Annotated in this window: 23 protein-coding genes and 1 pseudogene; 4 read left to right on the top strand and 20 right to left on the bottom strand. The window is 38.1% G+C overall.

The genetic code is table 11. The features are described 5' to 3' along the window. The 18 genes and pseudogenes from AC1Q51_RS11470 to AC1Q51_RS11555 form a co-directional block, all read right to left on the bottom strand. Nucleotides 1-192 carry a YjcZ family sporulation protein gene (locus AC1Q51_RS11470; protein WP_001290392.1) on the bottom strand — a complete coding sequence of 64 codons (192 nt, stop codon included), beginning with the start codon at nt 190-192 and terminating at the stop codon, nt 1-3. Nucleotides 193-362: 170 nt separating this feature from the next. After that, complete coding sequence (gntP, locus tag AC1Q51_RS11475) at nt 363-1,688, bottom strand: gluconate permease GntP (RefSeq protein WP_000356187.1); 1,326 nt, start codon at nt 1,686-1,688, stop codon at nt 363-365. 115 nt (nt 1,689-1,803) lie between these two features. Further along, entirely contained in the window at nt 1,804-2,529 is a 726-nt protein-coding gene (locus AC1Q51_RS11480) for a GntR family transcriptional regulator (RefSeq protein ID WP_000539288.1), read from the bottom strand. Continuing rightward, nucleotides 2,529-3,545, bottom strand: coding sequence for a sugar kinase (locus AC1Q51_RS11485; RefSeq protein WP_090976782.1), 1,017 nt, complete (start codon nt 3,543-3,545; stop codon nt 2,529-2,531). Before AC1Q51_RS11485 ends, AC1Q51_RS11480 begins: the two co-directional genes overlap by 1 nt. Beyond that, nucleotides 3,538-4,293: a 2-dehydro-3-deoxy-phosphogluconate aldolase gene (gene dagF / locus AC1Q51_RS11490; protein WP_090976780.1), complete on the bottom strand. Its 756-nt coding sequence runs from the start codon at nt 4,291-4,293 to the stop codon at nt 3,538-3,540. Before dagF ends, AC1Q51_RS11485 begins: the two co-directional genes overlap by 8 nt. A 1-nt stretch (nt 4,294) precedes the next feature. Beyond that, on the bottom strand, nt 4,295-5,398 hold the full coding sequence (locus AC1Q51_RS11495; protein WP_060632690.1) for a DgaE family pyridoxal phosphate-dependent ammonia lyase: 1,104 nt from the start codon (nt 5,396-5,398) through the stop codon (nt 4,295-4,297). After that, nucleotides 5,376-6,476: an amidohydrolase/deacetylase family metallohydrolase gene (locus AC1Q51_RS11500; protein WP_090976778.1), complete on the bottom strand. Its 1,101-nt coding sequence runs from the start codon at nt 6,474-6,476 to the stop codon at nt 5,376-5,378. The genes AC1Q51_RS11495 and AC1Q51_RS11500 overlap by 23 nt, the downstream gene beginning before the upstream one ends. A 358-nt stretch (nt 6,477-6,834) precedes the next feature. Further along, nucleotides 6,835-7,695, bottom strand: a complete 861-nt coding sequence (locus AC1Q51_RS11505; protein ID WP_000759402.1) for a D-Ala-D-Ala carboxypeptidase VanY — start codon at nt 7,693-7,695, stop codon at nt 6,835-6,837. 82 nt (nt 7,696-7,777) lie between these two features. Next, on the bottom strand, nt 7,778-8,884 hold the full coding sequence (locus AC1Q51_RS11510; RefSeq protein ID WP_000002599.1) for a sensor histidine kinase: 1,107 nt from the start codon (nt 8,882-8,884) through the stop codon (nt 7,778-7,780). After that, entirely contained in the window at nt 8,877-9,575 is a 699-nt protein-coding gene (locus tag AC1Q51_RS11515; RefSeq protein WP_000822508.1) for a response regulator transcription factor, read from the bottom strand. Before AC1Q51_RS11515 ends, AC1Q51_RS11510 begins: the two co-directional genes overlap by 8 nt. Nucleotides 9,576-9,774: 199 nt before the next feature. Further along, nucleotides 9,775-10,881 carry an o-succinylbenzoate synthase gene (gene menC / locus AC1Q51_RS11520; protein ID WP_492331509.1) on the bottom strand — a complete coding sequence of 369 codons (1,107 nt, stop codon included), beginning with the start codon at nt 10,879-10,881 and terminating at the stop codon, nt 9,775-9,777. A 155-nt stretch (nt 10,882-11,036) separates the two neighbouring features. Beyond that, a complete protein-coding gene (locus AC1Q51_RS11525) occupies nt 11,037-12,194 on the bottom strand; it encodes an RNA-guided endonuclease InsQ/TnpB family protein (RefSeq protein ID WP_492331510.1) in 1,158 nt (385 codons plus the stop codon). Further along, a pseudogene (locus AC1Q51_RS11530) lies at nt 12,191-12,790 on the bottom strand (IS607 family transposase). Before AC1Q51_RS11530 ends, AC1Q51_RS11525 begins: the two are co-directional and overlap by 4 nt. Before the next feature lie 12 nt (nt 12,791-12,802). Then, nucleotides 12,803-14,287 carry an o-succinylbenzoate--CoA ligase gene (locus AC1Q51_RS11535; RefSeq protein ID WP_492331511.1) on the bottom strand — a complete coding sequence of 495 codons (1,485 nt, stop codon included), beginning with the start codon at nt 14,285-14,287 and terminating at the stop codon, nt 12,803-12,805. 318 nt (nt 14,288-14,605) lie between these two features. After that, nucleotides 14,606-15,424 (bottom strand): 1,4-dihydroxy-2-naphthoyl-CoA synthase, encoded by an 819-nt coding sequence (menB, locus tag AC1Q51_RS11540; protein WP_000963892.1) that lies wholly within the window; start codon nt 15,422-15,424, stop codon nt 14,606-14,608. Nucleotides 15,425-15,492: 68 nt separating this feature from the next. After that, a complete protein-coding gene (menH, locus tag AC1Q51_RS11545) occupies nt 15,493-16,305 on the bottom strand; it encodes a 2-succinyl-6-hydroxy-2,4-cyclohexadiene-1-carboxylate synthase (protein ID WP_075717052.1) in 813 nt (270 codons plus the stop codon). After that, nucleotides 16,302-18,056 carry a 2-succinyl-5-enolpyruvyl-6-hydroxy-3-cyclohexene-1-carboxylic-acid synthase gene (gene menD / locus AC1Q51_RS11550; protein ID WP_075717051.1) on the bottom strand — a complete coding sequence of 585 codons (1,755 nt, stop codon included), beginning with the start codon at nt 18,054-18,056 and terminating at the stop codon, nt 16,302-16,304. Before menD ends, menH begins: the two co-directional genes overlap by 4 nt. Then, nucleotides 18,053-19,447 carry an isochorismate synthase gene (locus AC1Q51_RS11555; RefSeq protein WP_075717050.1) on the bottom strand — a complete coding sequence of 465 codons (1,395 nt, stop codon included), beginning with the start codon at nt 19,445-19,447 and terminating at the stop codon, nt 18,053-18,055. Before AC1Q51_RS11555 ends, menD begins: the two co-directional genes overlap by 4 nt. 194 nt (nt 19,448-19,641) lie before the next feature. Here AC1Q51_RS11555 and AC1Q51_RS11560 point away from each other — a divergent pair, with 194 nt between their 5' ends. Beyond that, the gene (locus AC1Q51_RS11560; protein ID WP_075717049.1) at nt 19,642-20,595 is read left to right on the top strand and encodes a 1,4-dihydroxy-2-naphthoate polyprenyltransferase; all 954 of its coding nucleotides are present in this window, start codon (nt 19,642-19,644) and stop codon (nt 20,593-20,595) included. A 109-nt stretch (nt 20,596-20,704) separates the two neighbouring features. Continuing rightward, nucleotides 20,705-21,436 carry a yteA family sporulation protein gene (locus AC1Q51_RS11565; protein ID WP_000957398.1) on the top strand — a complete coding sequence of 244 codons (732 nt, stop codon included), beginning with the start codon at nt 20,705-20,707 and terminating at the stop codon, nt 21,434-21,436. 44 nt (nt 21,437-21,480) lie between these two features. On the opposite strand, the gene cspD is transcribed toward AC1Q51_RS11565, so the two are convergent. Further along, nucleotides 21,481-21,681 (bottom strand): cold-shock protein CspD, encoded by a 201-nt coding sequence (cspD, locus tag AC1Q51_RS11570; RefSeq protein ID WP_001193052.1) that lies wholly within the window; start codon nt 21,679-21,681, stop codon nt 21,481-21,483. A 322-nt stretch (nt 21,682-22,003) separates the two neighbouring features. Between cspD and AC1Q51_RS11575 the strand changes: the two genes are divergently transcribed. Both AC1Q51_RS11575 and AC1Q51_RS11580 read left to right on the top strand, forming a co-directional pair. After that, entirely contained in the window at nt 22,004-22,786 is a 783-nt protein-coding gene (locus AC1Q51_RS11575; protein ID WP_492331512.1) for a TIGR00266 family protein, read from the top strand. A gap of 213 nt (nt 22,787-22,999) precedes the next feature. Then, complete coding sequence (locus AC1Q51_RS11580; RefSeq protein WP_000521642.1) at nt 23,000-23,149, top strand: hypothetical protein; 150 nt, start codon at nt 23,000-23,002, stop codon at nt 23,147-23,149. Between the two features lie 247 nt (nt 23,150-23,396). Here the strand turns inward: AC1Q51_RS11580 and AC1Q51_RS11585 are convergent, their stop codons facing one another. Next, nucleotides 23,397-24,167 (bottom strand): MerR family transcriptional regulator, encoded by a 771-nt coding sequence (locus AC1Q51_RS11585; protein ID WP_000043962.1) that lies wholly within the window; start codon nt 24,165-24,167, stop codon nt 23,397-23,399. Nucleotides 24,168-24,185 lie beyond the last annotated feature (18 nt).

Here is a 24,185-nt window from a genome sequence, read left to right on the forward strand (position 1 = left end):
TTAGCAGCAATATCCACCGTAGCCGCCTGCGTAACCGCCGTAACCACCATAGCCACAACCGCCGCCTCCGCCGAAGCAGCTAGCACCGATGATAATTAATAAAATAAACAATACGATTAGAAGCGCAAAACCGCCTCCGCAACCATGTCTGCGGTTACAATCATCATGTCTGTGTTCACACTTTTCGCTCATTACCCTATTCCTCCTTTAGTATCATTCATAACAAGTTCACCTTGCTCTAAATGAGGGGATTCCATTTATATTATGTTTTCAGGGCGAATAGGAAGCTTGGCTTACCTAAAAACGGGCTTGTTTTAGGAATTGGGCTTAATCAAAAAAAAAGATACCTATTCAGGTATCCTTTAAAGAAACATATTCAACAAAAGAGCAAAACCAAATGCAATAAATGATAACAATGTTTCCAGCACCGTCCACGTTTTAAATGTTTCCTTCACCGTCAAACCTAAATACTCTTTTACAAGCCAGAACCCTGCATCATTTACGTGAGAAAACATTAATGAACCTGCACCGGTTGCAATAACGAGAAGCTCTAAATTCACACCAGACATGTGCTGAATAACTGGTGAAACAATCCCTGCTGCTGTCGTTAATGCTACTGTAGCTGAACCTGTTGCAATTCGAATTAAACCAGCTACCATGAAAGCTAATACGATTGGTGATAACGAAATATGTTCTGCCATTTGTGCAATAGCTGTTCCAACGCCGCTTTCAATTAATATTTGTTTAAATCCACCGCCTGCACCAATTATTAAAATAATAGAACCGACAGGCAATAAACTTTCATCTGTTAATTTTTTAATCATCTTTTTATTAATACCTTGTTTGATACCAAGTAAATAAAATGCTGCGAAACATGAAATAAGTAAGGCGATTACTGGACTTCCTATAAATACGAAAAATTCAGTCAATTTTTTCGGTAATGAAATATATGGTGCAACTACTGATAAAATCATCAATACAACTGGTAATAAAATAATAAAGAATGAAACTTTACGACTTGGCAAATCAGTTGATACTGTCGTAACTCGAACAAGCTCCGGTTCATTTTCAGGTATAACCCTCTTATGTACCCACTTTGCAAATATTGGACCTGCTATAATAGCCGTTGGTAACGCGATAATTAATGAATATAAAAGCACCTTTCCTAAGTTCGCGTTATAAATACCGATTGCAGTCATGGCACCTGGATGCGGAGGTACTAGCCCATGTACGATAGATAATCCCGCAATAACAGGTAAAGCAATTAATAATATGTTTTGCTTCGTCGTTTTTCGAATTGAAATAACAAGTGGTAATAAAATGACAATACCTACTTCAAAAAAGACGGGAATCCCTATAACAAACCCTGCAAATAACATAGCCCAAGGTAATTTTTTTACGCCGAAAAATCGAATAAAGAAATCTGCAACTTGCATGCCTGCCCCTGAATCAGACATCATTTTCCCTAATATAGTTCCAAGTGCCAAAATACCAACTAAATGTCCTAGTACACTACCAACACCAGTTTCATAGGCAGCCACTATTTTCGTTAAGTTCAGTCCAGACATAATAGCTAAAAATAAACTCGCAACTGTTAAACTAATAAATGCATGCCATTTCCACCATGATACCCCTAAAATAACAATTGTGATCGCAAGTAACGTGACGATTAATAAGTATATATCCATCTCTCATTCTCCTTACTTTTATCCCGATTGGTGTGGGCTAATAATTAGTGGGTGATGCCCTCCTCCACTAATTAAAGTTTTACTTTATAAAAAAAGAGGGAACATCCCCTCTTTTTTATACGTCATAATTCACTACATAATGCTGCATTTCTGTATTGTAGTAGCCTTCGCTATATTCAATTACTTCGCCAACTTCATCATAAGAATAGCGCATACGTTTTAATAACGCTGTTCCCTCTTTTTCACCTAGCGCTTCTGCAACGAAATTAGGTGCAAGCCCAACCGCGAATTCATCTCTGAAGTTTTCTAAATGTATACCTCGGTCTTCAACTAAATCATAAAGCGATTGTAAATCAAAGTCCGATAAATCTGTACTTGCCATTCCTGCTGAGAAATAGTGCGTATAATGAATGTACGGTGCATCATTTAACGTATATAAACGTTCGATACGGAAACTCTCTTTCCCGAATAATCGAAATGGCACTGTTCCTTCTTCATTATGCACGACTTCTGCTTTTAGCAATTTCTTCTGTACTTTATATCCTTCTTCCACTAATACTTCTGTAAATTTCTTACCCTTTGACAGTTTTGTCGCAGAAGTATTACGAATCACTTTCGTTCCTTTACCACTTTTCTTTTCCAAGTATCCTTCTTGAGCGAGTTCTTTAATGGCATTACGCACTGTAATCTTACTAACTTTGAACTCTTCTTCTAATTGCGGTTCTGAAGGAATATTCGTATGAATCGCATATACGCCATGCAATATTCGATCACGAATAATATTTTTTATTTGTAAATATAATGGTCCTTTTTTCCTCGTTACGTTCACTGTTACACCCACTACCTTTCTACATCACCTACTGATGCCGTCATCGCCCGAAGTATATCTTTCTCTGATGACATTGGCGTATCACCGACGATTGTATGTGCTAGCATTCCAGCTGCTGACGCAAATGAAACAGCTTTCTCTGGTGCAAACTCTTCTATCTCGCCATGAATAATCCCGCTCGTATAAGCATCTCCAGCACCTATTCTATCATATACAGAAAACGTAAGTGTTTTTGCAAAAGTGAACGAACCATCTTTACATATAAACCCGCGAAGCCAATGTGTATTATCACTGTTAATAGAGCGATGAGTACCAGCGATTGTAGCGATATGATACGTTTCAGCTACCTTTGGAATGAGATCCAGCAGCTGCGCCTCACGCTCCGTCTCTTCTGTTTTCATCCCAAGAACGAACATCGCATCTTTTTCATTCATCATAACGATATTAGCAAGTCCTAGCATTTCTTCATAATGCGGTTTTGCCTGTTCATATCCGTCTTCTCCCCAAAGTGAGGGACGATAATTACAATCAAAAACGACGGTTCCTCCGTTTTCTTTAACTGCTCTCGCTAAAGATTTCATATGATGACGCACCGTATCATTCATCGCAAGTGTAATACCGCAAAAATGAACGATATCAATTTCCTTTGCGATTTCTTCAAATTGATACATTTCTTCACATGCCGTATTGAAGCTACTTTCTAATCGATTCGAATATGTAACGCGGCTTGCACGTGCACCGAATCCATTTTCTAAAAAATACATACCTACATATTTACCACCTCTTGAAACAAGAGAAGTTTGAATCCCTAACTTTTGAATGTAAGATACAGCTGCATCTCCAACCGAATTTTCCGGTAAAGTTGAAATAAGAAGCCCTTCATGCCCTAAGTGAGAAAGTGCCGCTACTACGTTCACACCTGTACCTGAAAATGAGTAATTTAACGTGTTAGCTTGCGACAACAATTCATATCCAGGTACTTGCAGGCGCATCATTACTTCGCCGAACGCTGCAATTTTCTTACGCATATTGATCAACTAGCTTTTTCACGACTGCTAATAATTCACGAACATCTTCTACTTTCGTATTACCAGTTTCTTTATCAATAATAGAAGAGTATACGTGCGGGATAACTTGCTCTATATTTGCCTCAAGCGCAATACGTACAATTGTTTCAAAGTTTTCTTTATCAATTCCACCTGTTGGCTCTAATGCGAATCCTTCTTCCGCACAAGCTTTCGCAACTGCGCGATATTCTTCTTCGTGAGCTAGCCCTTTCATCGGGAAGTATTTCAATGAATTTCCGCCCATATCACGCACAAGTGCGATTGCTGTTTTAATTGGAACGATTGCTTTTTCTTCTCCAGCCGCACTAATTGGGCCAGTAGAAATATTTACGTAACCTACTTTTCCTGTTGGTGATACTAAACTATTAATCCAGCTATCTTTTTCGCCGAGATTTGCACGCGTTGCTCCAACTGAAGGGAACACTTGGTTAATATGGCTACCAGGATAATGCTTCGCAATTTCAGCCACAACTGCTGCTTGGCGATTATCTCCTGCGCCTAGTCCAATTGATACAGCGTCATCAATTTCTTTTCCGTATGCTTTCATAGCTGTAACAGCTTCTTCTACTGTTGGGTAGTCTTTTGATAACACTCCCACTACTACATAACCTTCTGCTGCTTCAAAAATATCTTTTGCGTTTTCTATATTGTTTGCCAATACATTTAATGCTACGCGACCTTTATAAAAACGTTTTTGAATGTTTGTCATTTTAGTTTCCCCCTACAATTTCTCTCATTTTTTCTTCAATCACATGTATATCATCACCTTGAAGTGGACGTGGATCGATATCAAAGAATCCTTGTCTTACTCCATAATCACGTGTATAAATTGCGATTTCCCCTTCGCGTAATGCAGTCACAACATCTCTTGCTGATTTGTTTAACTCTTTTTCGTTAATATGAATACGTGCTCTAAAGATTGCTCTTCCAGCTTCATCTTGAACGATCGTTACATTTACACCATTTAATTCTTTTAGCGGCATAAGTACTTGTAGCAATTCTTTTTCTTGCTCGCTCTTATCTTCTTTTACTCCGTACTCATCAAGCGCTTGAAGTAAGCCAAAAGTTGTCTCTTTCCCGACTTTCATACTTCTTCCGATGCAATGTAATTGCACTTTCAGCCATTCGATATATTTTCGTTTACCGCCAACAATACCAGAAGTAGGTCCTTCAATTGCCTTTGAACCACTATAAATGGCAAGGTCTGAATACTTCACATATTTTTGAATGTCTTCTTCAGCTGCCGCATCAACGATAAGTGGTACGTTATTTCGCTGCGCTACTTCCCATGCTTCTTCAACAGAAATCATATTTTTTTGCACTGCATGATGTGATTTCACATAAAGAATTGCTGCTGTATTTTCGCCAATCGCATCTTCAATATGTTCTGCTTTCCCTTCATTTGCGTAGCCAACTTCAACGAGTTTTCCTCCACCTAAGTAAATCATCGTTTCAACAGGAGCACCGTATTGAACGTTATGACCTTTTAACATAATCACTTCGTTTTTCGCGATTACTTCTTGATGAAGTCTTTCACTTTTACGGCGATTTCCTTCTGTAACGATACCAGCGATAGAAAGCGCAATTCCGCTCGATGCTGAATTCACAACGACCGCTGCCTCTGAATCTAGAATTCTCGCAATATGGTCTCCTGCTTTATCTACTAAATCAGCAATTTCCACATAATTTTGTCCACCATGTTTCATCGCATCCATTACTGTATCTGTAGGAGCAGATACACCTAAAATACTCATTCTACCGCTCGCATTAATCACTCTTTTTAATCCGTACTTAGCATTCAATGAATGACCCATTAGTTACAACCCCTTTCGTATCAATTCTTTTTTCAGCAATGCGCTGATCCCCTTCTGAATCAATTAACGTAACCTTCTCATCTTTAACCGTAAATAAAGTTAAGTTTGCAATATCCCCTTCTTGAATACGGCCAAGCTCTGGTTTCTTAAGCCACTCTGCCGCATTTTTCGTAACCGCACCAATTACTTCTTCTAGCGGATAACCTAAGTAAAGGAATTTCGAAAGAACGTGAGCCATACTATACACTGGACCATGTATACGATTCTTCCGGTAAATATCCGTACTAATTGTATTAAAGGCAATATCGTGACGCTTCGCCGCTTCTGCTACTTTAAAAGAAAAGCTAGCATTACCGTGACCAACATCTAAATGCACGCCGCGATTCACCGCATCTAACAACACAGGTAGCGGTTTCCCTTCTTCATCAAATAAATTATTTTCTTTCCCGTTTAAATAATGTGTAATCACATCATCTTTTTCTAAAAGAGGTACAACTTCCTCTATACGGGGAGGCGCTGAACCGATATGTACCATAATCGGTAATGATGTTTCTCGAGATAAAGCGCGCGCTACATGCAGCGGTTCAATTCCACTATCACAAACGACACTTTTACTCATTCTCGCCTTTAACCCAACGATTACATCTTTATACTTTTCTACTGCTTCTATCGCTTTCTCTTTATCTATCCATTCCATATTGGATAATTCATCAATTCGTTTCAAACCGATGCGAGAAATATTTAAAAAGGCAAATAAATTTGTCTTTGCCTGCTCTCTACTTTTTACTAAATCTGCAATGCGATCAGCACCGCAACTACCCGCATCAACAATTGTCGTTACCCCTTGCTTAACGCCAATTTCATCTACCTCATCGCCATACGGATCAAACTCTGGAAAAGCGTGAACGTGCAAATCAATCCAGCCACTCGATACGTAAGTACCAGAGTAATCAAGAACCTTTCCACCCTCGCCAGCACCAGCTTTCGTCACCTGTGCGATTTTATTATTTTCAATTACAATGTCAATCTCTTCCCCGTTCACACGTTTCACATTACGTAGTACGAATCGTTCTGTCATTGTATTTCCACCCTTTTCTATAAGAAGCCATAAGAATACGCTTACATTAAAGTTTCATTTTATATCTCTTTCACACGTTTAGCGTAACACAAAAAAAGGGAGAAGTAAATATAACGTTATAATGTTTAAAAATACATAAAAAGATGCTCCTCCAAAATGCTAATAGTATAGGAAATTATATCAACGATTTTTTGAATATATCTATCATAACTTACAATATATCAACGATTTTTCAATTATATCTATCATAACTTATAATATATTAACGATTCGACAAAGAATATCGATTTACCGACAAAAAACGTCACTTCCTTTCTTATATAAGAAAAGGCTGTCCCAAATGGCACAGCCTTTTTCTCTATTCCTGAACCGTCACAATAACCCCATCCATATTGTTCCCGGAAATTTCATACTGCTTGTTTGCTGGAACGTTCACTTTCGTATTCTCAGAAACTTTATAATAAGAAACAGTATATTTCTTACCTTCTACTTCAGTTGAAACCTCTTTTTCCTCTTTTAAAAACTCTAAATATTCCTCTAGTGTAAAATTCTTTTTTTGCATAATTGCGCTATGAGGTAGGCCGACATAACGGATATGCCATGGCTCATATTGAATTCCAGTAATGTTACTTTTATTTTTCGGATAACGTAATACAAAGCCATGCTTCCATACGTTCTCTTCAATCCATTTTCCTTCAGGCGCTTTCTCCATTTTCTTTTGAGTAGACCCAATGTCCAGTGATAATCCTAAATTATGTTCACTGTATCCTGCTGGAAGTGCATAATCAGATCCCATTTTTTCATATAGCTGTTTTTGCTCTTGGAAATCTCTATAACCACTACTAATCAAAAAATGGTTAACACTTTCTTTTCCAGCCGCATCGACAACGTTCAAAAACTTTTTCACAACATCCTTTGATAAACGAAGATTTCTATCAAATATTACATAACCTCTTACTAATTCACTATTATGATTTACATTTATAATATCAGACCTAATACTATCTTTTTTTACTGGATAATCCCTGTTAACTAATAATAAATCGCCCTTATAAATTTGTTCCTTCGTAATCTCTTTCCCCTCGGTGTTTGCCGCCTTTACTAGCTCATCTTTCCCGACAATTTTAACATCGATTTCCTTTTGAAATAACGGTGATATATAAACGCCTACACATACTGTGAATGCTATAAAAAAAGAAATAAATACCCACTTTTTCATTTCTAGTTCCTCCTTAACGTAACTTACGTATAGAATAGAAAAAACTATTAAAATAAAAAGTGGGGTAAAGTTTAAATTTTTATTAAATTGTTACATTCTCGTCTTTTGGCAATCGTACTTCAAATAGCGTTCTAACTACATTGCTCTCAGCAGAAATCGTACCATTATGCTGCTCGACAATATTTTTCGCAATGAATAGTCCTAGGCCAGTCCCGCCACGGTTCTCAGTTCTCGCTTTATCACCTGTATAAAACATATCAAAAAGATACGGTAAATCTTCTTCTGGAATGCTATCTCCATAATTCATAATTTGTACGACAACTTCTCCATTATCAACATATCCATTCATATCAACAAATTGCCCATCATACCCGTAACGAACGGCATTTGTTAACAAGTTTTCAAATACTCTAGCTAACAATTTTCCATCACCGTGCATCGGTAAATGAGGAGCCACGTTCAATCTAGCTTCTAAATGATGTTTTTCTAATAACGGATACAATTCCTCCTCTAACTGTATAAGTAACTCACTTATATCGATCGGCTTTTTATCCAGCTTTAGCATGCCATAATTCATACGTGTAATTTCAAATAGCTCATCAATTAAACTTTCCAGTCTTTGCGATTTTGTATATGCAATTGTGGAGAAATGTTTAATTTGTTCTTTTGTTAAATTTTCATCTTTAAGAATTAAATCTAAATATCCTAACACGGATGTTAACGGTGTTCTTAAATCATGAGCTAAATTCACAACGAGCTGATCTTTACTACTTTCAGCAAAATCTCCTCTTTCAACAGCTTCTTTTAACTTTTCACTTGCAACATTTATTTCACGCGCGATATTTCCAAACTCATCATTTGATGAAACTTGAACTTTATTCGTAAAGTTACCGTTCGCAAGATGATGAATCCCATTAGAAATTTCATCAAAGTATTTTAAATACGGTTTTGTCAAAAAGAAGAAAAAGATAATAGATAACGGAATAAAGAAAATTAAAAAGAAGTTAATGTCTCCAAATTCCCTTACCATTGACCTAAATTGTGCTAAAGGCTCTTCGTAGCGAACCATCGTTTTATAATACAACTGCAATCCTTTATAAATTATATAAGTTACAGTTGCTGCAAGCACCATACTTAACGCAAATAAGGCAATCATTTTAAATCGAAAGCTTTTCATCATATTAGCCATTGAAAGTATAACCTACTCCCCACACTGTTTTTATTAATTTATCCTTTCTTTTATCTTCTCCAAGTTTCTTCCGCAAAGTACGAATATGTACCATTACTGTATTTCCACCTTCATAATAATCATCTGCCCATACGTGCTGAAAAATATTTTCCACATTGTATACTTTCTTCGGATGACTCGCTAATAAATATAAAATATCGAACTCTTTCGGCGTTAATTCAATTTGTTCACCATACACATCAACCGTCCTGCGCTCAGGATTAATTACGACTCCGCCTATTTCTAAAGCAGATTTACTCTCCACTACTTTCGGGTGATTTAACGTAAAAAACCTACGCAGTTGTGCATTTACACGTGCAACTAATTCTATTGGTGTGAAAGGCTTCGTCATATAATCATCCGCACCTAGTACAAGACCTGTCACCTTATCAAAGTCCGAAGTTTTCGCGCTTAAAAAAATAATCGGCATATGATGTTTCGCGCGAATTTGACGCGTCACCTCATAACCATCCATTTTCGGCATCATAATATCTAAAACTACCAAGTCGATTGGCTTCGTTTCAATAATATGAACTGCCTCTTCCCCATCCGCTGCTTTCACAACATGGTACCCTTCTTTTTCTAAATGTATCTCAATTAAATCAGCAATTTCCGCCTCATCATCAGCGATTAAAATTGAAATGCGTTTCATTTTACTCCCCCTTTTTCATTCCATTTTTATACGCTCGATTGTAAACTAGTCTATCCAATTTGTACAATACGAAAAGGCTACTCGTTAAAGTAACCTTGGTAAATAAAATTATATCAGCGATTTTCCAATTATATTGACTTACCGACAATGAACGACAAAATCCTCTCGCTATTTGCGGGCATCCTAATGAAACTTCCATTTACCGCTCAAAAAAAATCCGCTGCTTCGTAAGTTCTTCCAATCTTTCGCGGTCAACTTTATACTCAGCTTCAACACTTTGCGGTACAATCACTTTCCCGCCCTCAAGCGTCACTTCCGGTGAAATAATATCCCTCTGCCAATGTCTACTAGAAGCGGATATATCACCAGGAATCGTAAAGTTCGGCAATGAGGCAAGAGCAACATTTTGCGCTCGTGAAATCCCCATTTCTACCATACCACCGCACCAAACTGGTATGTTATGCTCCATGCAATAATTATGAATTTGAACCGACTCTGTTAATCCGCCTACTCGCCCTGGCTTAATGTTAACGATGCGGCAACTACCAAGCGTAATCGCAACGCGCGCATCTTCTAAACTATGGATACTTTCATCTAAACAAATCGGCGTTTCAATTTTCTTTTGCAACTCCGCGTGATCAAGAAAATCGTAATCCGCTAACGGTTGTTCAATCATCATTAATTGGAATTCATCTAGTTGTTTCAGCCTCTCCGTATCCGCTAATGTATACGCTGAATTCGCATCTGCCATTAGCGGGATATGCGGAAACTCTTTTCGAATTTCTTTTAATAACTCATAATCATGCTCTGGCTTTATTTTCACTTTAAAACGCTCGTATCCTTCTTCGGCGTACTTCTCGATTTGTTTTAACATAACCGGAATTGTATTGATCCCAATTACAACGCCGACTTCAATTTCATGACTAGTTCCGCCAAGTACTGTTGCTAGCGATTTCTTTTGACGCTTCGCATATAAATCCCAAACAGCCCCCTCTATTCCGGCTTTTGCCATTCGGTTTCTTTTTATATGTTGAAATAGACCCGGTACCTCATTCGGATGAGAAATTTCAGCCTTTAATAAATCAGGTATTAAAAAGTCTTGCAGTACATGCAGCGCTGTCTTCACCGTTTCTTCCGTATACCACGGTTCAGAGAATGCAACGACTTCCCCAAATCCGATGTACCCGTCCGTATCCTCTAATTCAATAACGATACTCTCACGCTTTTCGTAAGTCCCGTAGCTTGCAGCAAACGGGATTACGAGTGGCATTTCTGTTATATGAAGTGTCGCTTTTTTTATTTCCACCTACATCTGCTACTAAAAATATAGACAAATGTATATTCTTAGAGTATTCCTGCTTCTACGTGCCCTGCCTCGCTAATCACTTGCTACTACAGTTTGCTGTGACACTCCACAGGCGTAAATTCCGATGTAGCCCACCGTACATATATACAATCTATTTACGTTAGTATTGTATATTTTTTTGCTTGTAAAAGGTTGATAGATGCATTTAAATCTCTATCCATTACATTTCCACAATCACATGTATATACTCGGTCAGACAGCTTTAAATCCGACTTTTTTTGACCGCAACATGAACATATTTTAGAAGATGGATAGAATCTGTCCACTTGCCGTAGTTCAATTCCATATTCCCTACATTTCGTTGATAACCATGTTTTAAAAGCATAAAAACATTGTTGCGCTACAGCTTTAGATAGATGTTTGTTCTTCATCATACCTTTCACATTCAAATCTTCTACTGTAATAAACATTGGCTTGATTTTCACCACATCATTTACAATAGACTTTACATACGCTAATCGAATATTTGCTAGCCTAGCATGTAGCTGTTGCACCCTAAGAATATTTTTGTTTATATTCGCTCTTTTATTAGTAACAGGTTGTTCACCTCTCTTTCTTATATTTTCAAATTTGCGTGATAAAGAGCGTTGTTCACGTTTTAACCGTTTTTCTATCTTTTTTACTTGTACTGTTTTATTTATATTTTTGTGAGTTTTTCCATCGCTACGTACAGCGAAGTCTTTAATTCCCAAATCAATTCCTATACCTACTGCATTGAGAATTGAATTTGGTTTTACCTCTTTCACTTCACAGAGTATAGACACATAGTATCTTCCTGCTCTTTGATATACTGTACCACTTTTTACAGTTGTATTTTTTGAAATATATCCATACTCTTTTAACCTTATCCAACCAATTGTAGGGACTTTTACTCTATGTCTTTCTACTGTCCAATCTGTTTTGTTGTTTTTCGGAAAGTAGCACTTCACATCTTGCTTCTTCTTTTTTTTATATCGTGGAAACTTAGATAAACCTTTAAAAAATCGCTTAAAAGCTTTATCTCCATTCATAATCGCTTGTTTTACCGCTTTGCTCGACACTTCTTTAATCCACTGGTCACACTCTTTTGTATGAATGTTGTTTAACCATTTAGAAAAGTCATAGCCACTAAGAAATTTCCCATCCGACTCATATGCCTCTTTATTTTTAGAGATATACAGGTTATATACATATCGACACACCCCAATAGTTTGACGGATTTTACTAACTTGTTCAGTTGTCGGTTTGATTTCTATTAAATATGCTCTTTTCATAAATCTTCATCCTCCGACATTTTCTTTTTGTATTTTCTCAACCCATATATTCTACCGCTAAATACATGAATGATAGATATTAAATCCTGCACAAGTTCTTCTTGAGGAGATAGTTTTTCATTGTTAACAATCATAATTTCCACTCCCATTTTACGAAGAAACTTTTCAAACCACTCATATCCAAAACGTACAAATCTATCTTTGTGTGCAATGATGATAGTCGAAATATTTCTTTCCATACAACTGTCAATCAGGTTATTCCACTGTTTTCTTTTGTAGTTTAATCCGCTACCAATATCTTTGATAACTTCATCTACAATCATCCCTCGTGCATTTGCGAATGTTTTTAAAAACTCAACCTGATTTTCTAAATCATCTTTCTGACCTGGATTTGATACTCTTGTGTAAATAACTACTTTGCCTACTTTATTTTCTTCTTGAATACCCATATATTCCTTATACTGTTCTTCTGTATAGTATCATCTTCCTTTTTGGTTTCGGTAAGCAGTTAAAACACCTTGATTGTCCCACCTTTGCAATGTCTTAACAGAGACATTAAGCATTTCTGAAAATTCTTTTGGTTTATATTGTTTCATAATTACTTTTTATTATATATGCCTACTTTTGTCTATGTTTTTGTTTACTGTTTCTTTCTCCTCCACTAATTCTCTTAACTCTCGTCTTAACAATTTTTTCGAAGCGTTACGTGGTAATTCCTCTAAGAAACATGCTTTCTTCGGCACTTTATATTTCGCTAATTTCTCCTCGCAAAAGTGAAGAATTTCTTCTTCTGTTACCGCCCCGCTTTTCACAACAAAAGCAGCGGGTACTTGTCCCCATTTATCATCAGTCATACCTACAACACCAGCTTCCGCTATCGCTGGATGGGACAGCAACACTTCTTCAATTTGAGCCGGATATATATTCTCTCCGCCAGAAATAATTAAATCACTGCGGCGATCTAATACGTATAAAAATCCTTCTTCATCTAAATAACCGAGGTCACCAGTATGAAGCCATCCGTTTTGAATAGTCTCACGCGTCGCATCTTCACGGTTAAAGTAACCACCTGTTACGTTCGGTCCTTTTACTACGATTTCACCTTCCGCATGTGGCGGCACTACTACGCCGTCTTTTTCAATACGAAGTTGGCACTGAAATAGTGGCTTTCCAGCTGATCCTACTTTCGTTAACATGTAATCTGCGGACAACGTACAAATTTGCGAAGACGTTTCTGTCATACCGTACGTTTGATACACAGGAATTCCTTTATCTACACATGTTTCGAGTAACGGTTTTGGCGCTGGTCCTCCACCAAGTAACATACATCGTAAAGAAGAAGGATATGTTTCTTCTCCAAGTCTCTCTAATAAATCAGTTAACATTTTTGATACGACTGAAATAATCGTTACGCCTCTCGTTTGAAGTGCTGTATTAATAAAATCAGCATCATATTTCGGAACGAGTAAAATGCGCATGCCGTACATAATATTTTTCATTAGAAGAGATAACCCGCCAACATGGAACATCGGCATACACGCTAACCAGCAATCATCATCACGAAGTCCTAAATTAAGCGAAGAGCCAACCGCGCTGGCCCAGTGATTTCCATATGTTAAAATAACGCCTTTCGGTTTCCCTGTCGTCCCTGACGTATAAATAATCGTCATCGCTTCTTCTAAAGAGAATTCTTCTTGTATAGAGGCTTCCTCTTTTGGTCCATTCATCACTTCGGCGAATGAATAGACAGGAACATCTTTAGCATCAAATTCTTGATCGGTCACTAAACAAATAACTTCAGCATCATCCATTTGCCAAAGTAGCTCTTCTCTTGAAAGACGCGTATTTAAAAGCACAGCTACTGCCCCTACGTACGATAGGGCGTGAATAACTGTAATCATCTCCATACCATTTTTCATCAGAACAGCCACCTTTTGTCCTCGCTTCACTCCTACATGCGTGAGGTGTTCACAAACAGATACTACCTTTTCATGCAGCTGCATAAAAGTAACTTTCTCTTCCTCTATTTCAATTGCAGTTCGATCTGGTGTTAAAAATGCACGTTGCATTAACCAATTTGGCATCGTCTCCATCATTCATTCTCCTTTCATGAAAGAAAGAGACTTGATATGATATCAAGTCTCTTAGTTGTTTTGTTTCCGGTTTGACCTTATCCAGCTACAGCGGCTAGAACAGTCGGTCGTTTCACGCCTTCCTACGAGGCAAAAAGCGCCTCTACGTCAGGAGTTCCAACGCCCTCTTGTTCTAAGCGAGCCGCTTCCGCTTTTAAAACATCCAGCTACAGCAGCTAGAATGTTCGGTGGCTTCACTTCTTCCTACGAGGCAAAAAGCGCCTCTACGTCAGAAGCTCCATCCCCCTCACATTCTAAGCGAGCCGCTTCCGCTTTTGATCAAGGGAAACGAGGGAATTGACCGAAGTCCGGACTGCGTTTTTCTTTGAATGCGTCGCGACCTTCTTTTGCTTCGTCAGTTGTGTAGTACAATAACGTTGCATCTCCAGCTAGTTGTTGAATACCAGCTAGACCGTCCGTGTCTGCGTTGAATGCAGCTTTTAGGAAACGAAGTGCCATTGGGCTGTTTGCTAAAATTTCTTGTGCCCATTGTACTGTTTCTGCTTCAAGCTCTTCTAATGGTACTACTGTGTTTACTAAGCCCATATCAAGCGCTTCTTGTGCATTGTATTGACGGCATAGGTACCAAATTTCACGAGCTTTCTTGTGGCCTACCATACGAGCTAGGTAACCAGCTCCGTATCCACCGTCAAAGCTTCCTACTTTAGGACCTGTTTGTCCGAATACAGCGTTGTCTGCAGCGATTGTTAAGTCACATACGATATGAAGTACGTGTCCTCCACCGATTGCATAACCTGCTACCATTGCGATAACTGGTTTAGGAATTGCGCGAATTAGACGTTGTAAGTCTAATACGTTTAGACGTGGGATTTGGTCGTCACCTACATATCCACCATGACCGCGAACTTTTTGGTCGCCGCCAGAACAGAATGCACGTCCACCTTCTCCTGTTAAAATGATAACGCCAACATTTGCATCATCACGAGCGTGTGCAAATGCATTGATTAACTCCATTACCGTTTTTGGACGGAATGCGTTATGTACTTCAGGGCGGTTAATCGAAATCTTTGCGATACCATTGTATGTTGAATAAATAATATCTTCGTAATTGCCTTCTGTTACCCATTCAATAGCCATTACAACTACCTCCTTGTATATTTCTGATCTCCTCTATAAGTGTGACTTCCTTCTTGCTGAAAAAAGCATCACTGCATAGTTTTTAGAAATCCCTTTACTATTGTATCAAACTTTTCCGGTTGTTCCACATGAATTGCATGGCCAGCACCATCAATTTTGACAATTTTCGCATCAGAAACGCATTTTTCGATGTTTTTTAATATGCGAAAGAACTTTTCATCATATTCTCCGTTCATTAAAAGAACAGGTATTTTTAAGTTTTTCAGCTCATCCCACCATGAAGGCTGAGCCCCTGTTCCCATGCCGCGCAAGCTATTCGCGAGCCCTTTTGGGTTGTTAGCAAGCCGTTCTTTTCGCACCGCTTCTTGTACGTTTTCTGCTAAACGTTTTTGCGTTTCAAAAAGCGGAATATTTTCCCACATAGAAACAAAACTTTGAACGCCTTCTCGCTCAATTTTATTAGCAAGTCGATCATCTTTTTCACGACGTTCTTTTCTATCCTCTTCGTTTTCGAGCCCAGCTGTACAATTTTCTAATAAAAGAGAGTGTACATAATCTGGATATAGACATGCCATCGTAATCGCTAATCTACCGCCCATTGAATAGCCAAGTATATGTGCTTTTTCAATCTGAAGGTAATCTAATAGTTCTTTCATTTGCAATGCCACATTTCGGATATCATAATGTGCAACATCTTCAGGACTCTCGGTCTTTCCGTGTCCAACAAGATCTACTACAATAACTTGAAACTGCTCGCTCCATGAAGGGATAAAAGAACGCCACGTTTCCATGCTTCCCGTAAAACCATGAAGAAGTAGAAGTGGTTCCCCGCTCCCGACTACTTCATATTCATACGATACACCTTGCAGTGTTACGTTCATTTTGATTCACCTTGCAATGATGTAGTAATTACGTCCTGTGTTTTTGCCCATAACGTACGGTGCAATGTTAAGTTTTCATCACGGTTCGTACAAATTTCCACAACGTGTAAACCTTTTGTCGTTGCTCCCTTTTGTACTTCTTCACGGAATTGCTCCCAACCATTTACACGGCTAAATGAACCACCGTACATTTTGACAACGTGCTCATAATCAAGCCCAATTGGAGTTCCAAATAATGATTCAAAATGTTCCTTTTTCTCATATTGTGGTAAGAATGAGAAAATACCCCCGCCATCATTATTTACAACGACAATTGTTATGTTTAATTCATGTAATTTCGCTGCTAATAGCCCATTTAAATCGTGATAAAATGATAAATCACCAATCACTAATACGAGCGGATCGCAAATAATGCTCGCTCCTAAAGCTGTCGAAATGATTCCATCAATCCCATTTACACCGCGGTTTGCCATCACTTGAATATTTTTATCCGATGTGAAGAAGAATGAGTCTGTATCACGAATTGGCATACTATTGCTCGCAAATAATGTTGCTCCTTCTGGTAATACGCGTACAATATCTGTAATAACCTTTCCTTCAAATGCAGTATCATATGTTTCTATTTCACGAAGCGTTTCCTTCGTTTTTTCGTTTATATGTTGCCACATTACGAACCAATCATTCTTCTTCATAACTGGCATTTTTTCTATTACTTCCTTGCAAAATTCAATGTCACTTGCTTGCACAACTTCTGTCGCAACAAGAGCTGGATCTCTCCATTGTCCTGATTCATCGACAACGATATGAACTGCTTTCGTTTGTTTTTTTATGAACTGCGTTAATGATTTAGAAACAGGCATACCACCAAAGCGAATTAAAACGTCCGGTTTCCACGTTTTTTTTAACTGTTCATTTCGTAAAAATGTATCGTAACAGTCAATTACCATCGTTTTATCGTGGTGTCCGCTACGAATATTAGAAAGTGGGTCTGCTAATATAGGATAGCCAGTTTTTTCAGCTAGTTCTGTGGCAAACATTGCAATTTCCGAATGACTATCATCACCACAAATAATAAGCCCCTTTTCCATATGTGAAAGGCGCCCTACAAGAGAATCTACATATTCACTCGGCATCGTCACGTTTCCTTGCTGAACTACTCCTGTATATTCACTACGTCCTTTATCCCATAAGCTTTCTAGTGAGAAATCGGGGATAAGTGGCTCGCGAACTGGAAAATTAAGATGAACAGGACCCTGCGGCGCTAAACAAGCACTTGCTACTATGCGCTGCGTCGTCATACGAGCGTAATGATACATCGCTTCACTCGCTTCTGGCAGTGCCATCTCTGTAAATTGTTTCACAAAAGTACCGTATAAATTAAATTGATTCATTGCTTGTGGTGCACCCACATCTCTTAATTCATGCGGTCTATCCGCTGTTAAGACGATAAGCGGGACCCTTGAATGAAAAGCTTCACATACAGCTGGATAGTAATTAGCTGCTGCTGTTCCTGACGTACATAATAATGCTACTGGGCGTTTTTTCGCTTTCGCAATACCGAGCGCGAAAAATCCTGCTGATCTTTCATCTACATGTAAATATGTGTTCATTCCTTCGTGTTGTTCCATTAGTAAAGCAATCGGCGTTGACCGTGAGCCTGGACTAATGACAACATCACATACATCTAGACGCGTCAGTTCATCCACGAACGCGCCTAAATAATATGATAATGCTTCTATATGATTGTTCATTTCATTAATTCCTCCAAAGCACCAAGCATCGGTCTAAACTTCAAACTTGTTTCTTCATATTCAAGCTGCGGGATTGAATCAATTACAATACCACAACCGGCAAATAAGGATGCTTTCTCGCCGTTTAATAATCCGCAGCGCAGTGCAACCGCAAATTCACCATTTCCTTCATCATCTATCCAGCCAATCGGTGCACCATACAATCCTCTGTCTAACAATTCAACATCACGAATCAGTTTCATCGCTTCCAAACGAGGTGTCCCGCCAAGAGCTGGTGTTGGATGTAATTCTTCTACCATTGTTAAAAGACTCGCATCGCCTTTTGCTTCTACAGGCGTATATAAGTGAATTAAGTTTTTCGTTGTTAATAAGCCTGGGCTTTCCGGAATATTAACGTATTCGCAATGTTCATTTAGTACCGAGCGAATCATGTTAACAACATACCCATGTTCAGCTAAATTCTTTTCATCATGAAGAAGCGCATTACTATTTCGTTCACTTTCTTCTATAGAATGACCATGACCGATTGAACCCGCAAGACACATCGATGTAAATTTCTCATCTTCTTTGCGAATTAATCTCTCAGGCGTCGCTCCTAAGAAGCATGCTCCTTTATAATCAAAAGAAAATACGTAACAATCCGGTTGACCAATGCGAAGTGCTTCTAAAACGAGAGCAGAATCAATCGAATGATTCATCTCTAATTTAAGTTCCCTCGCCAATACAACCTTCTGCACGTTACCCTGCTTCATCTCATCTTGTACTTTTTCAATTGCTTTCATCCAGCCTTTCGGATCCACTTCTACTTTAGAAATAACAGCTAATTTCGATCCGTTTAGCGCACATTTACTCTCTCCCAAAATTTTCTCTTCTAAAGAAATCATTTCGTTATAAAGAGTTTCTGCACAATCTGTTGCTGAAACAAATATATTCATCGTTAACCATGCTTTTTCATTTTTTACAGTTAATAAAAATGCTGGTAGTGAAAATGTCGTATCTTTAAACTCTTTCCATAGGTCCGTTTTCTCTTTTTCTGGATCAAAGGAAAAACCACCAAATAAAAGTGGACCCGTTCCAAATTCATATTCATCTCTTTGGACAAATGCATTCTCTTTTACTTTCTCCCACTCGTCGCGAGCGGTTTGAAAGCGCTTATGAGAAGAATTTGCTATAGTGAAAACAGAGCCAATTCCTGCAAATATTACATGCTGAGCCGGGTCTGCAAAATAACATCTATTTTCGAATGAAATCCTTTTTCCTGCTGCATAGAACAGAAGTGGATCCACCCAGTCTATTTGTTTTACAAAACTAACCAATGTTTTTTCGTTAGTTGCACGCTTGATAGCTGCAATAAGAACTTCTTGCAAACCTTTTTGTTTCGTTTGAATCACAATTGTCTCCCCCCTATGGGCGAAAAATAGTCATAATTACGCTTGATTTTAAGATACACCTCAAACGAAAGGCCTGTCAACGTTTAGCATTTCTGAGAAATTCACCTTCTCTTCCTAGAAAATAAACGTTGACACTAAATGATGCTTTTTCTACACTTAGTTGTGTACAATATGTGACCAAAGGAGGATTCACCATGGAAATGAACGTCAAAACGAATTCCTCTCCTACGGCGCCAAAGCCAAGTAAGCAAACAGGCTGGCGCATCTGGTGGAGTTTACTACGTCCCCATACATTAACAGCCGCTTTCGTACCTGTTTTCATCGGAACAGCATATTCGATGCAGGTCGGAGGTATAAATCAAATACATCTTCCTCTTTTCCTTATGATGCTTCTTGCTTGTCTTCTCATTCAAGCAGCAACAAACATGTTTAATGAATATTTTGATTATAAAAGAGGACTTGATCACGAAGGTTCAGTTGGTATCGGCGGCGCTATCGTTCGCGATGGCATTCAGCCAAAAACAGTGCTTAACTTAGCATTTGGATTTTTCGGCATCGCAATACTATTAGGTATTTATATTTGTATAAATTCTAGTTGGTGGCTTGCTGCAATCGGTCTTGTTTGTATGGCCGTTGCTTACCTTTATACAGGTGGCCCACTTCCAATTGCATATACACCATTTGGAGAGTTGACAGCCGGATTATTTATGGGTGTCATTATTATTGGGATTTCATTCTTTATTCAAACTGGCACTGTAACATCAGAAGTCATTTTACTATCTATTCCAAGCTCCATTTTAATTGGTGCCATTTTACTAGCTAATAATATTCGTGACTTGGATGGCGATAAAGAAAACGGTCGTAAAACGTTAGCAATTCTCGTTGGACGTGAAAGAGCTGTTGGTGTACTTGCTTCGATGTTCATCGTTTCCTACATTTGGACAATTGCTTTAATTATCGTGGGCATCGTATCACCATGGATGCTTATCGTATTTTTAAGTGCGCCGAAAGCATTTAAAGCGACGAAAGGCTTTATCGGCAAAAGCATTCCAATGGAAATGGTACCTGCGATGATTGCAACAGCAAAAACAAATACAATCTTCGGTTTCCTAATGGGAATCGGATTATTACTTGGATACTTTCTATAAAAGGAGCTGCTTATGCGGCTCCTTTTTCATATCTGAAATTCATCTCATAATTCCTACTCTCAACGCTCATACTATGTAAAGAAACTGAATTGTAGGAAGGTGGACGACTATGTTAACTCCACAACAAGTAGGTCAATTTAAATCCATTTTAGAAAAACAAAAACAAGAACTGGAACAAACGATACAAACTCATGAAAATACAGATCGTGCTTCTGAACGCGATTCAGTAGGAGAACTGTCTAGCTATGACAACCATCCAGGTGATATGGCTACAGAGCTATATGAACGGGAAAAAGACTTCGGGCTTATTGAACTTTGGCATAAACAGCTTGAGGAGACGAAACATGCCCTACAAAAAATAGAAGCGGGTACGTACGGCATTTGTGAAGTGTCTGGCGAAGAAATTCCATTTGAAAGATTGGAAGCAATGCCGACTGCTACAACATGCATACAGCACGCGACAAATAAGTTAAATATGAATACACGGCCAGTTGAAGAAGAAGTGTTGTCTCCTTCTTTCCACAAGCATGATGAGGACCATTCTGTTGAGTACGATGCGGAAGATGCGTGGCAAGATGTCGCAAATTACGGAACATCTGAAACGCCGTCTGATTTAGAAAGACAAGATTCAAAAAACTATAATGGCATGTATGTAAATAGTGAAGAAAACGTAGGCTACGTGGAGGATTTTGAAAACTTTATCGGTACGGATATGTACGGGAAAAACCCACAAGTTTTCGCTACAGAAGAGCATGAAGAATATGAACAAATGCTTGATGATTTTGAAGAACGTACCTTCAAAGGTGAATTATCTTCAAATGAATCTAGTTCCAAAGAATAAAAAAAAGCATTCCGAAAATCGGAATGCTTTTTATCGCTAGCTAATTAGTTTTTTGTAACGTTAGCTGCTTGTGGTCCGCGGTTTCCTTCAACGATTTCGAAAGAAACTTCTTGACCTTCTTCTAAAGTTTTGAAGCCGTCGCCTTGGATAGCTGAGAAATGTACGAATACGTCTTCTCCGCCTTCAACTTCGATGAAACCAAAACCTTTTTCGCCGTTAAACCATTTAACTTTACCTGTTTGCATGTCATGTACCTCCTAAATAAAAATGAAACTATGAATCCACATGAAAAGGTGGATATAAAGGACATGAATGTATAACAAGCTTACAGCCTTTAATACAACGTGCTTTATTTCCGTACCACATTATGTAGCTCAATAGTGCTTTCACTATATCATGCTATATCGAAAACGTCAAATGAGAACACTTTCATTCCATCATTTTTTATAATCCTAGTATAACCTTAAATTTTCATTCTATTTTTATTCAAAAATTAACAAAAATACAGTACTCTAATTCTTTTAACTTCTGTACAATATAATTACTACATATTTATGAGGTGAAAAAATGCAAGCACATGAAATCGAGTATAAGCTATATGGCGATGATATGCAGTTTGTTGAAATTGAATTAGATCCAAAAGAAAGCGTTATCGCAGAAGCTGGCGCAATGATGATGATGGAAGATTACATTGAAATGGAAACAATCTTTGGTGACGGTTCTGGCCCATCTAACGGTTTATTCGGCAAATTAATGGGCGCTGGTAAACGTCTCGTTACAGGCGAAAGTATGTTTATGACTGTATTTACAAATACAGGTCACGGCAAACGCCACGTCTCATTTGCTGCTCCTTATCCTGGTAAAATTATTCCTGTAGATTTAACAGAATATCAAGGAAAAGTAGTTTGTCAAAAAGATGCCTTTCTTTGTGCCGCAAAAGGTGTTTCTATCGGAATTGAATTTACGAAAAAAATAGGAACTGGTTTCTTCGGTGGTGAAGGGTTTATCATGCAGAAACTTGAAGGTGACGGCCTTGTTTTCATGCACGCAGGTGGAACTGTATATAAACGTGAATTAAAACCTGGTGAGAAACTTCGCATTGATACAGGTTGTCTCGTTGCTATGACAAAAGATATTAACTATGATATCGAATTCGTTGGTAAAGTAAAAACAGCTCTATTTGGCGGCGAGGGTTTATTCTTCGCAACATTAGAAGGTCCTGGAACAGTTTGGATTCAGTCCTTAACACTTAGCCGATTAGCAGCACGCCTTACAAGCCCAGCAGCGCAAAGTACTGGCGAAGGTAGTGTATTAGGTGGCCTTGGTCGTTTATTGGATGGGAAAGAGTAAAAAGGGCCCTTATGCAGGCTTGTCCATCGACTAATATAATACTAAAATTAAACACCCTTGCTTGCAGTAATGCAGTGAAAGGGTGTTTTAATTTACGTCTACAAACGAGAAAAAGCAGATGAAATAAAGTAATAAGGTTTACTTCAGTAAAATAAGGTATATTATATTTGTTGAATAGATTCTCTTTCAAGACAAGAAAAGTAGGTGAACAAAGTGGGAAAATATCAATTGGATTCCAAAAGTCAGGTAGCTGTGGCAAAGTTTCATGAAAAACAGAAGCCTGCCAAATTTGATAAAAAGCAGCAACTTGAACAATTACGTGCGGAGTATTTGAAAAAAAAGCAAAAACAAACAGATAAATAATATGTTTCGTTTCCCGAAATTTTCGGTATATAGTGCGAACAAACACAAGTAAATAGGTAATCATCGTTCAAATATATACAGACTATTTTTTCAAACCTCTTACAAGCCCAGCATTATAAAGTACTGGTGAAAGTAGTATATTAGGTGGCCTTGTTCACCTTTTAGATGGAAAAGAGTAAAAAATGCCTCCAATGCAAAAAAACATCGGAGGCATTTCTCTAAAGTTTATGACTATGGCACTTTATTTTTACTGCGGAGGGCTATACATACCATTTCGAATCATATAATACTCCATCGCTTCATTAAGCCATGTCTCTTCTTCTTCCGTGTAAGGAGATGGCATCATATTATTATATTGTTCTTCTACATTCTCTAATTTACCTAAAGAATACATTGTCTCTTCACCAACATACTTAAGAGTCGCCTTCATATGTTCATCAACCAATTTTTGCACTTCTGAATCCTCAATTTGTCTTCCGAATAATCTTTTCACTTCTTTTGCTAAACGCACAAACTCTTTATCAAGTGCTATGCCCTCTTCTTCCGACTTATTATATAATCCATCAGCCAAGTCTTTTGATACATATCCTTCAAGCCATAAACGTTGTTCGTTTTCTTTTTGAATGCTGTTAATTAGACTCATTAATATGTCACTATCCAACTCTTCATCTTCCTCAAGACATACCATTGTTCGTTCAAGCGCCTTTATCGAAACTTCAATGTGTCTTCTCTTTTCTTCAAAGGCTTTTCTTTGTTGTTCCAACGTTTCTTTTAAATTTACATTCAAACTTGGCATTTTCAGCATAACGCGTATTTCTTCTAAACTATATCCTAATACTTTAAGACTCACTATTTTCTGTAGTTCTAATATATCTTTTCCTTTGTACACACGGTGACCAGAGCTAACATTCTTTCCAGGTTTAAGTAGTCCAATTTCATCGTAATATTGTAGTGTCCGTATTGATGTGCCTGTCCTCTTTGCAAACTCACCAATTGAACAGCCTTCCCTTTTGCTCATCTTACACTCCTCCTAACA

The organism is Bacillus sp. MT94 (genome assembly GCF_058792475.1).

Bases quoted from the DNA above. Each gene is read 5' to 3' on its own strand.
- AC1Q51_RS11470 (WP_001290392.1), bottom strand. From the start codon at position 192: ATGAGCGAAAAGTGTGAACACAGACATGATGATTGTAACCGCAGACAT.
- gntP (WP_000356187.1), bottom strand. From the start codon at position 1,688: ATGGATATATACTTATTAATCGTCACGTTACTTGCGATCACAATTGTT.
- AC1Q51_RS11485 (WP_090976782.1), bottom strand. From the start codon at position 3,545: ATGCGTAAGAAAATTGCAGCGTTCGGCGAAGTAATGATGCGCCTGCAA.
- dagF (WP_090976780.1), bottom strand. From the start codon at position 4,293: ATGACAAACATTCAAAAACGTTTTTATAAAGGTCGCGTAGCATTAAAT.
- AC1Q51_RS11495 (WP_060632690.1), bottom strand. From the start codon at position 5,398: ATGGGTCATTCATTGAATGCTAAGTACGGATTAAAAAGAGTGATTAAT.
- AC1Q51_RS11500 (WP_090976778.1), bottom strand. From the start codon at position 6,476: ATGACAGAACGATTCGTACTACGTAATGTGAAACGTGTGAACGGGGAA.
- AC1Q51_RS11505 (WP_000759402.1), bottom strand. From the start codon at position 7,695: ATGAAAAAGTGGGTATTTATTTCTTTTTTTATAGCATTCACAGTATGT.
- AC1Q51_RS11510 (WP_000002599.1), bottom strand. From the start codon at position 8,884: ATGGCTAATATGATGAAAAGCTTTCGATTTAAAATGATTGCCTTATTT.
- AC1Q51_RS11515 (WP_000822508.1), bottom strand. From the start codon at position 9,575: ATGAAACGCATTTCAATTTTAATCGCTGATGATGAGGCGGAAATTGCT.
- AC1Q51_RS11525 (WP_492331510.1), bottom strand. From the start codon at position 12,194: ATGAAAAGAGCATATTTAATAGAAATCAAACCGACAACTGAACAAGTT.
- AC1Q51_RS11535 (WP_492331511.1), bottom strand. From the start codon at position 14,287: ATGGAGACGATGCCAAATTGGTTAATGCAACGTGCATTTTTAACACCA.
- menB (WP_000963892.1), bottom strand. From the start codon at position 15,424: ATGGCTATTGAATGGGTAACAGAAGGCAATTACGAAGATATTATTTAT.
- menH (WP_075717052.1), bottom strand. From the start codon at position 16,305: ATGAACGTAACACTGCAAGGTGTATCGTATGAATATGAAGTAGTCGGG.
- menD (WP_075717051.1), bottom strand. From the start codon at position 18,056: ATGAACAATCATATAGAAGCATTATCATATTATTTAGGCGCGTTCGTG.
- AC1Q51_RS11560 (WP_075717049.1), top strand. From the start codon at position 19,642: ATGGAAATGAACGTCAAAACGAATTCCTCTCCTACGGCGCCAAAGCCA.
- AC1Q51_RS11565 (WP_000957398.1), top strand. From the start codon at position 20,705: ATGTTAACTCCACAACAAGTAGGTCAATTTAAATCCATTTTAGAAAAA.
- cspD (WP_001193052.1), bottom strand. From the start codon at position 21,681: ATGCAAACAGGTAAAGTTAAATGGTTTAACGGCGAAAAAGGTTTTGGT.
- AC1Q51_RS11575 (WP_492331512.1), top strand. From the start codon at position 22,004: ATGCAAGCACATGAAATCGAGTATAAGCTATATGGCGATGATATGCAG.
- AC1Q51_RS11585 (WP_000043962.1), bottom strand. From the start codon at position 24,167: ATGAGCAAAAGGGAAGGCTGTTCAATTGGTGAGTTTGCAAAGAGGACA.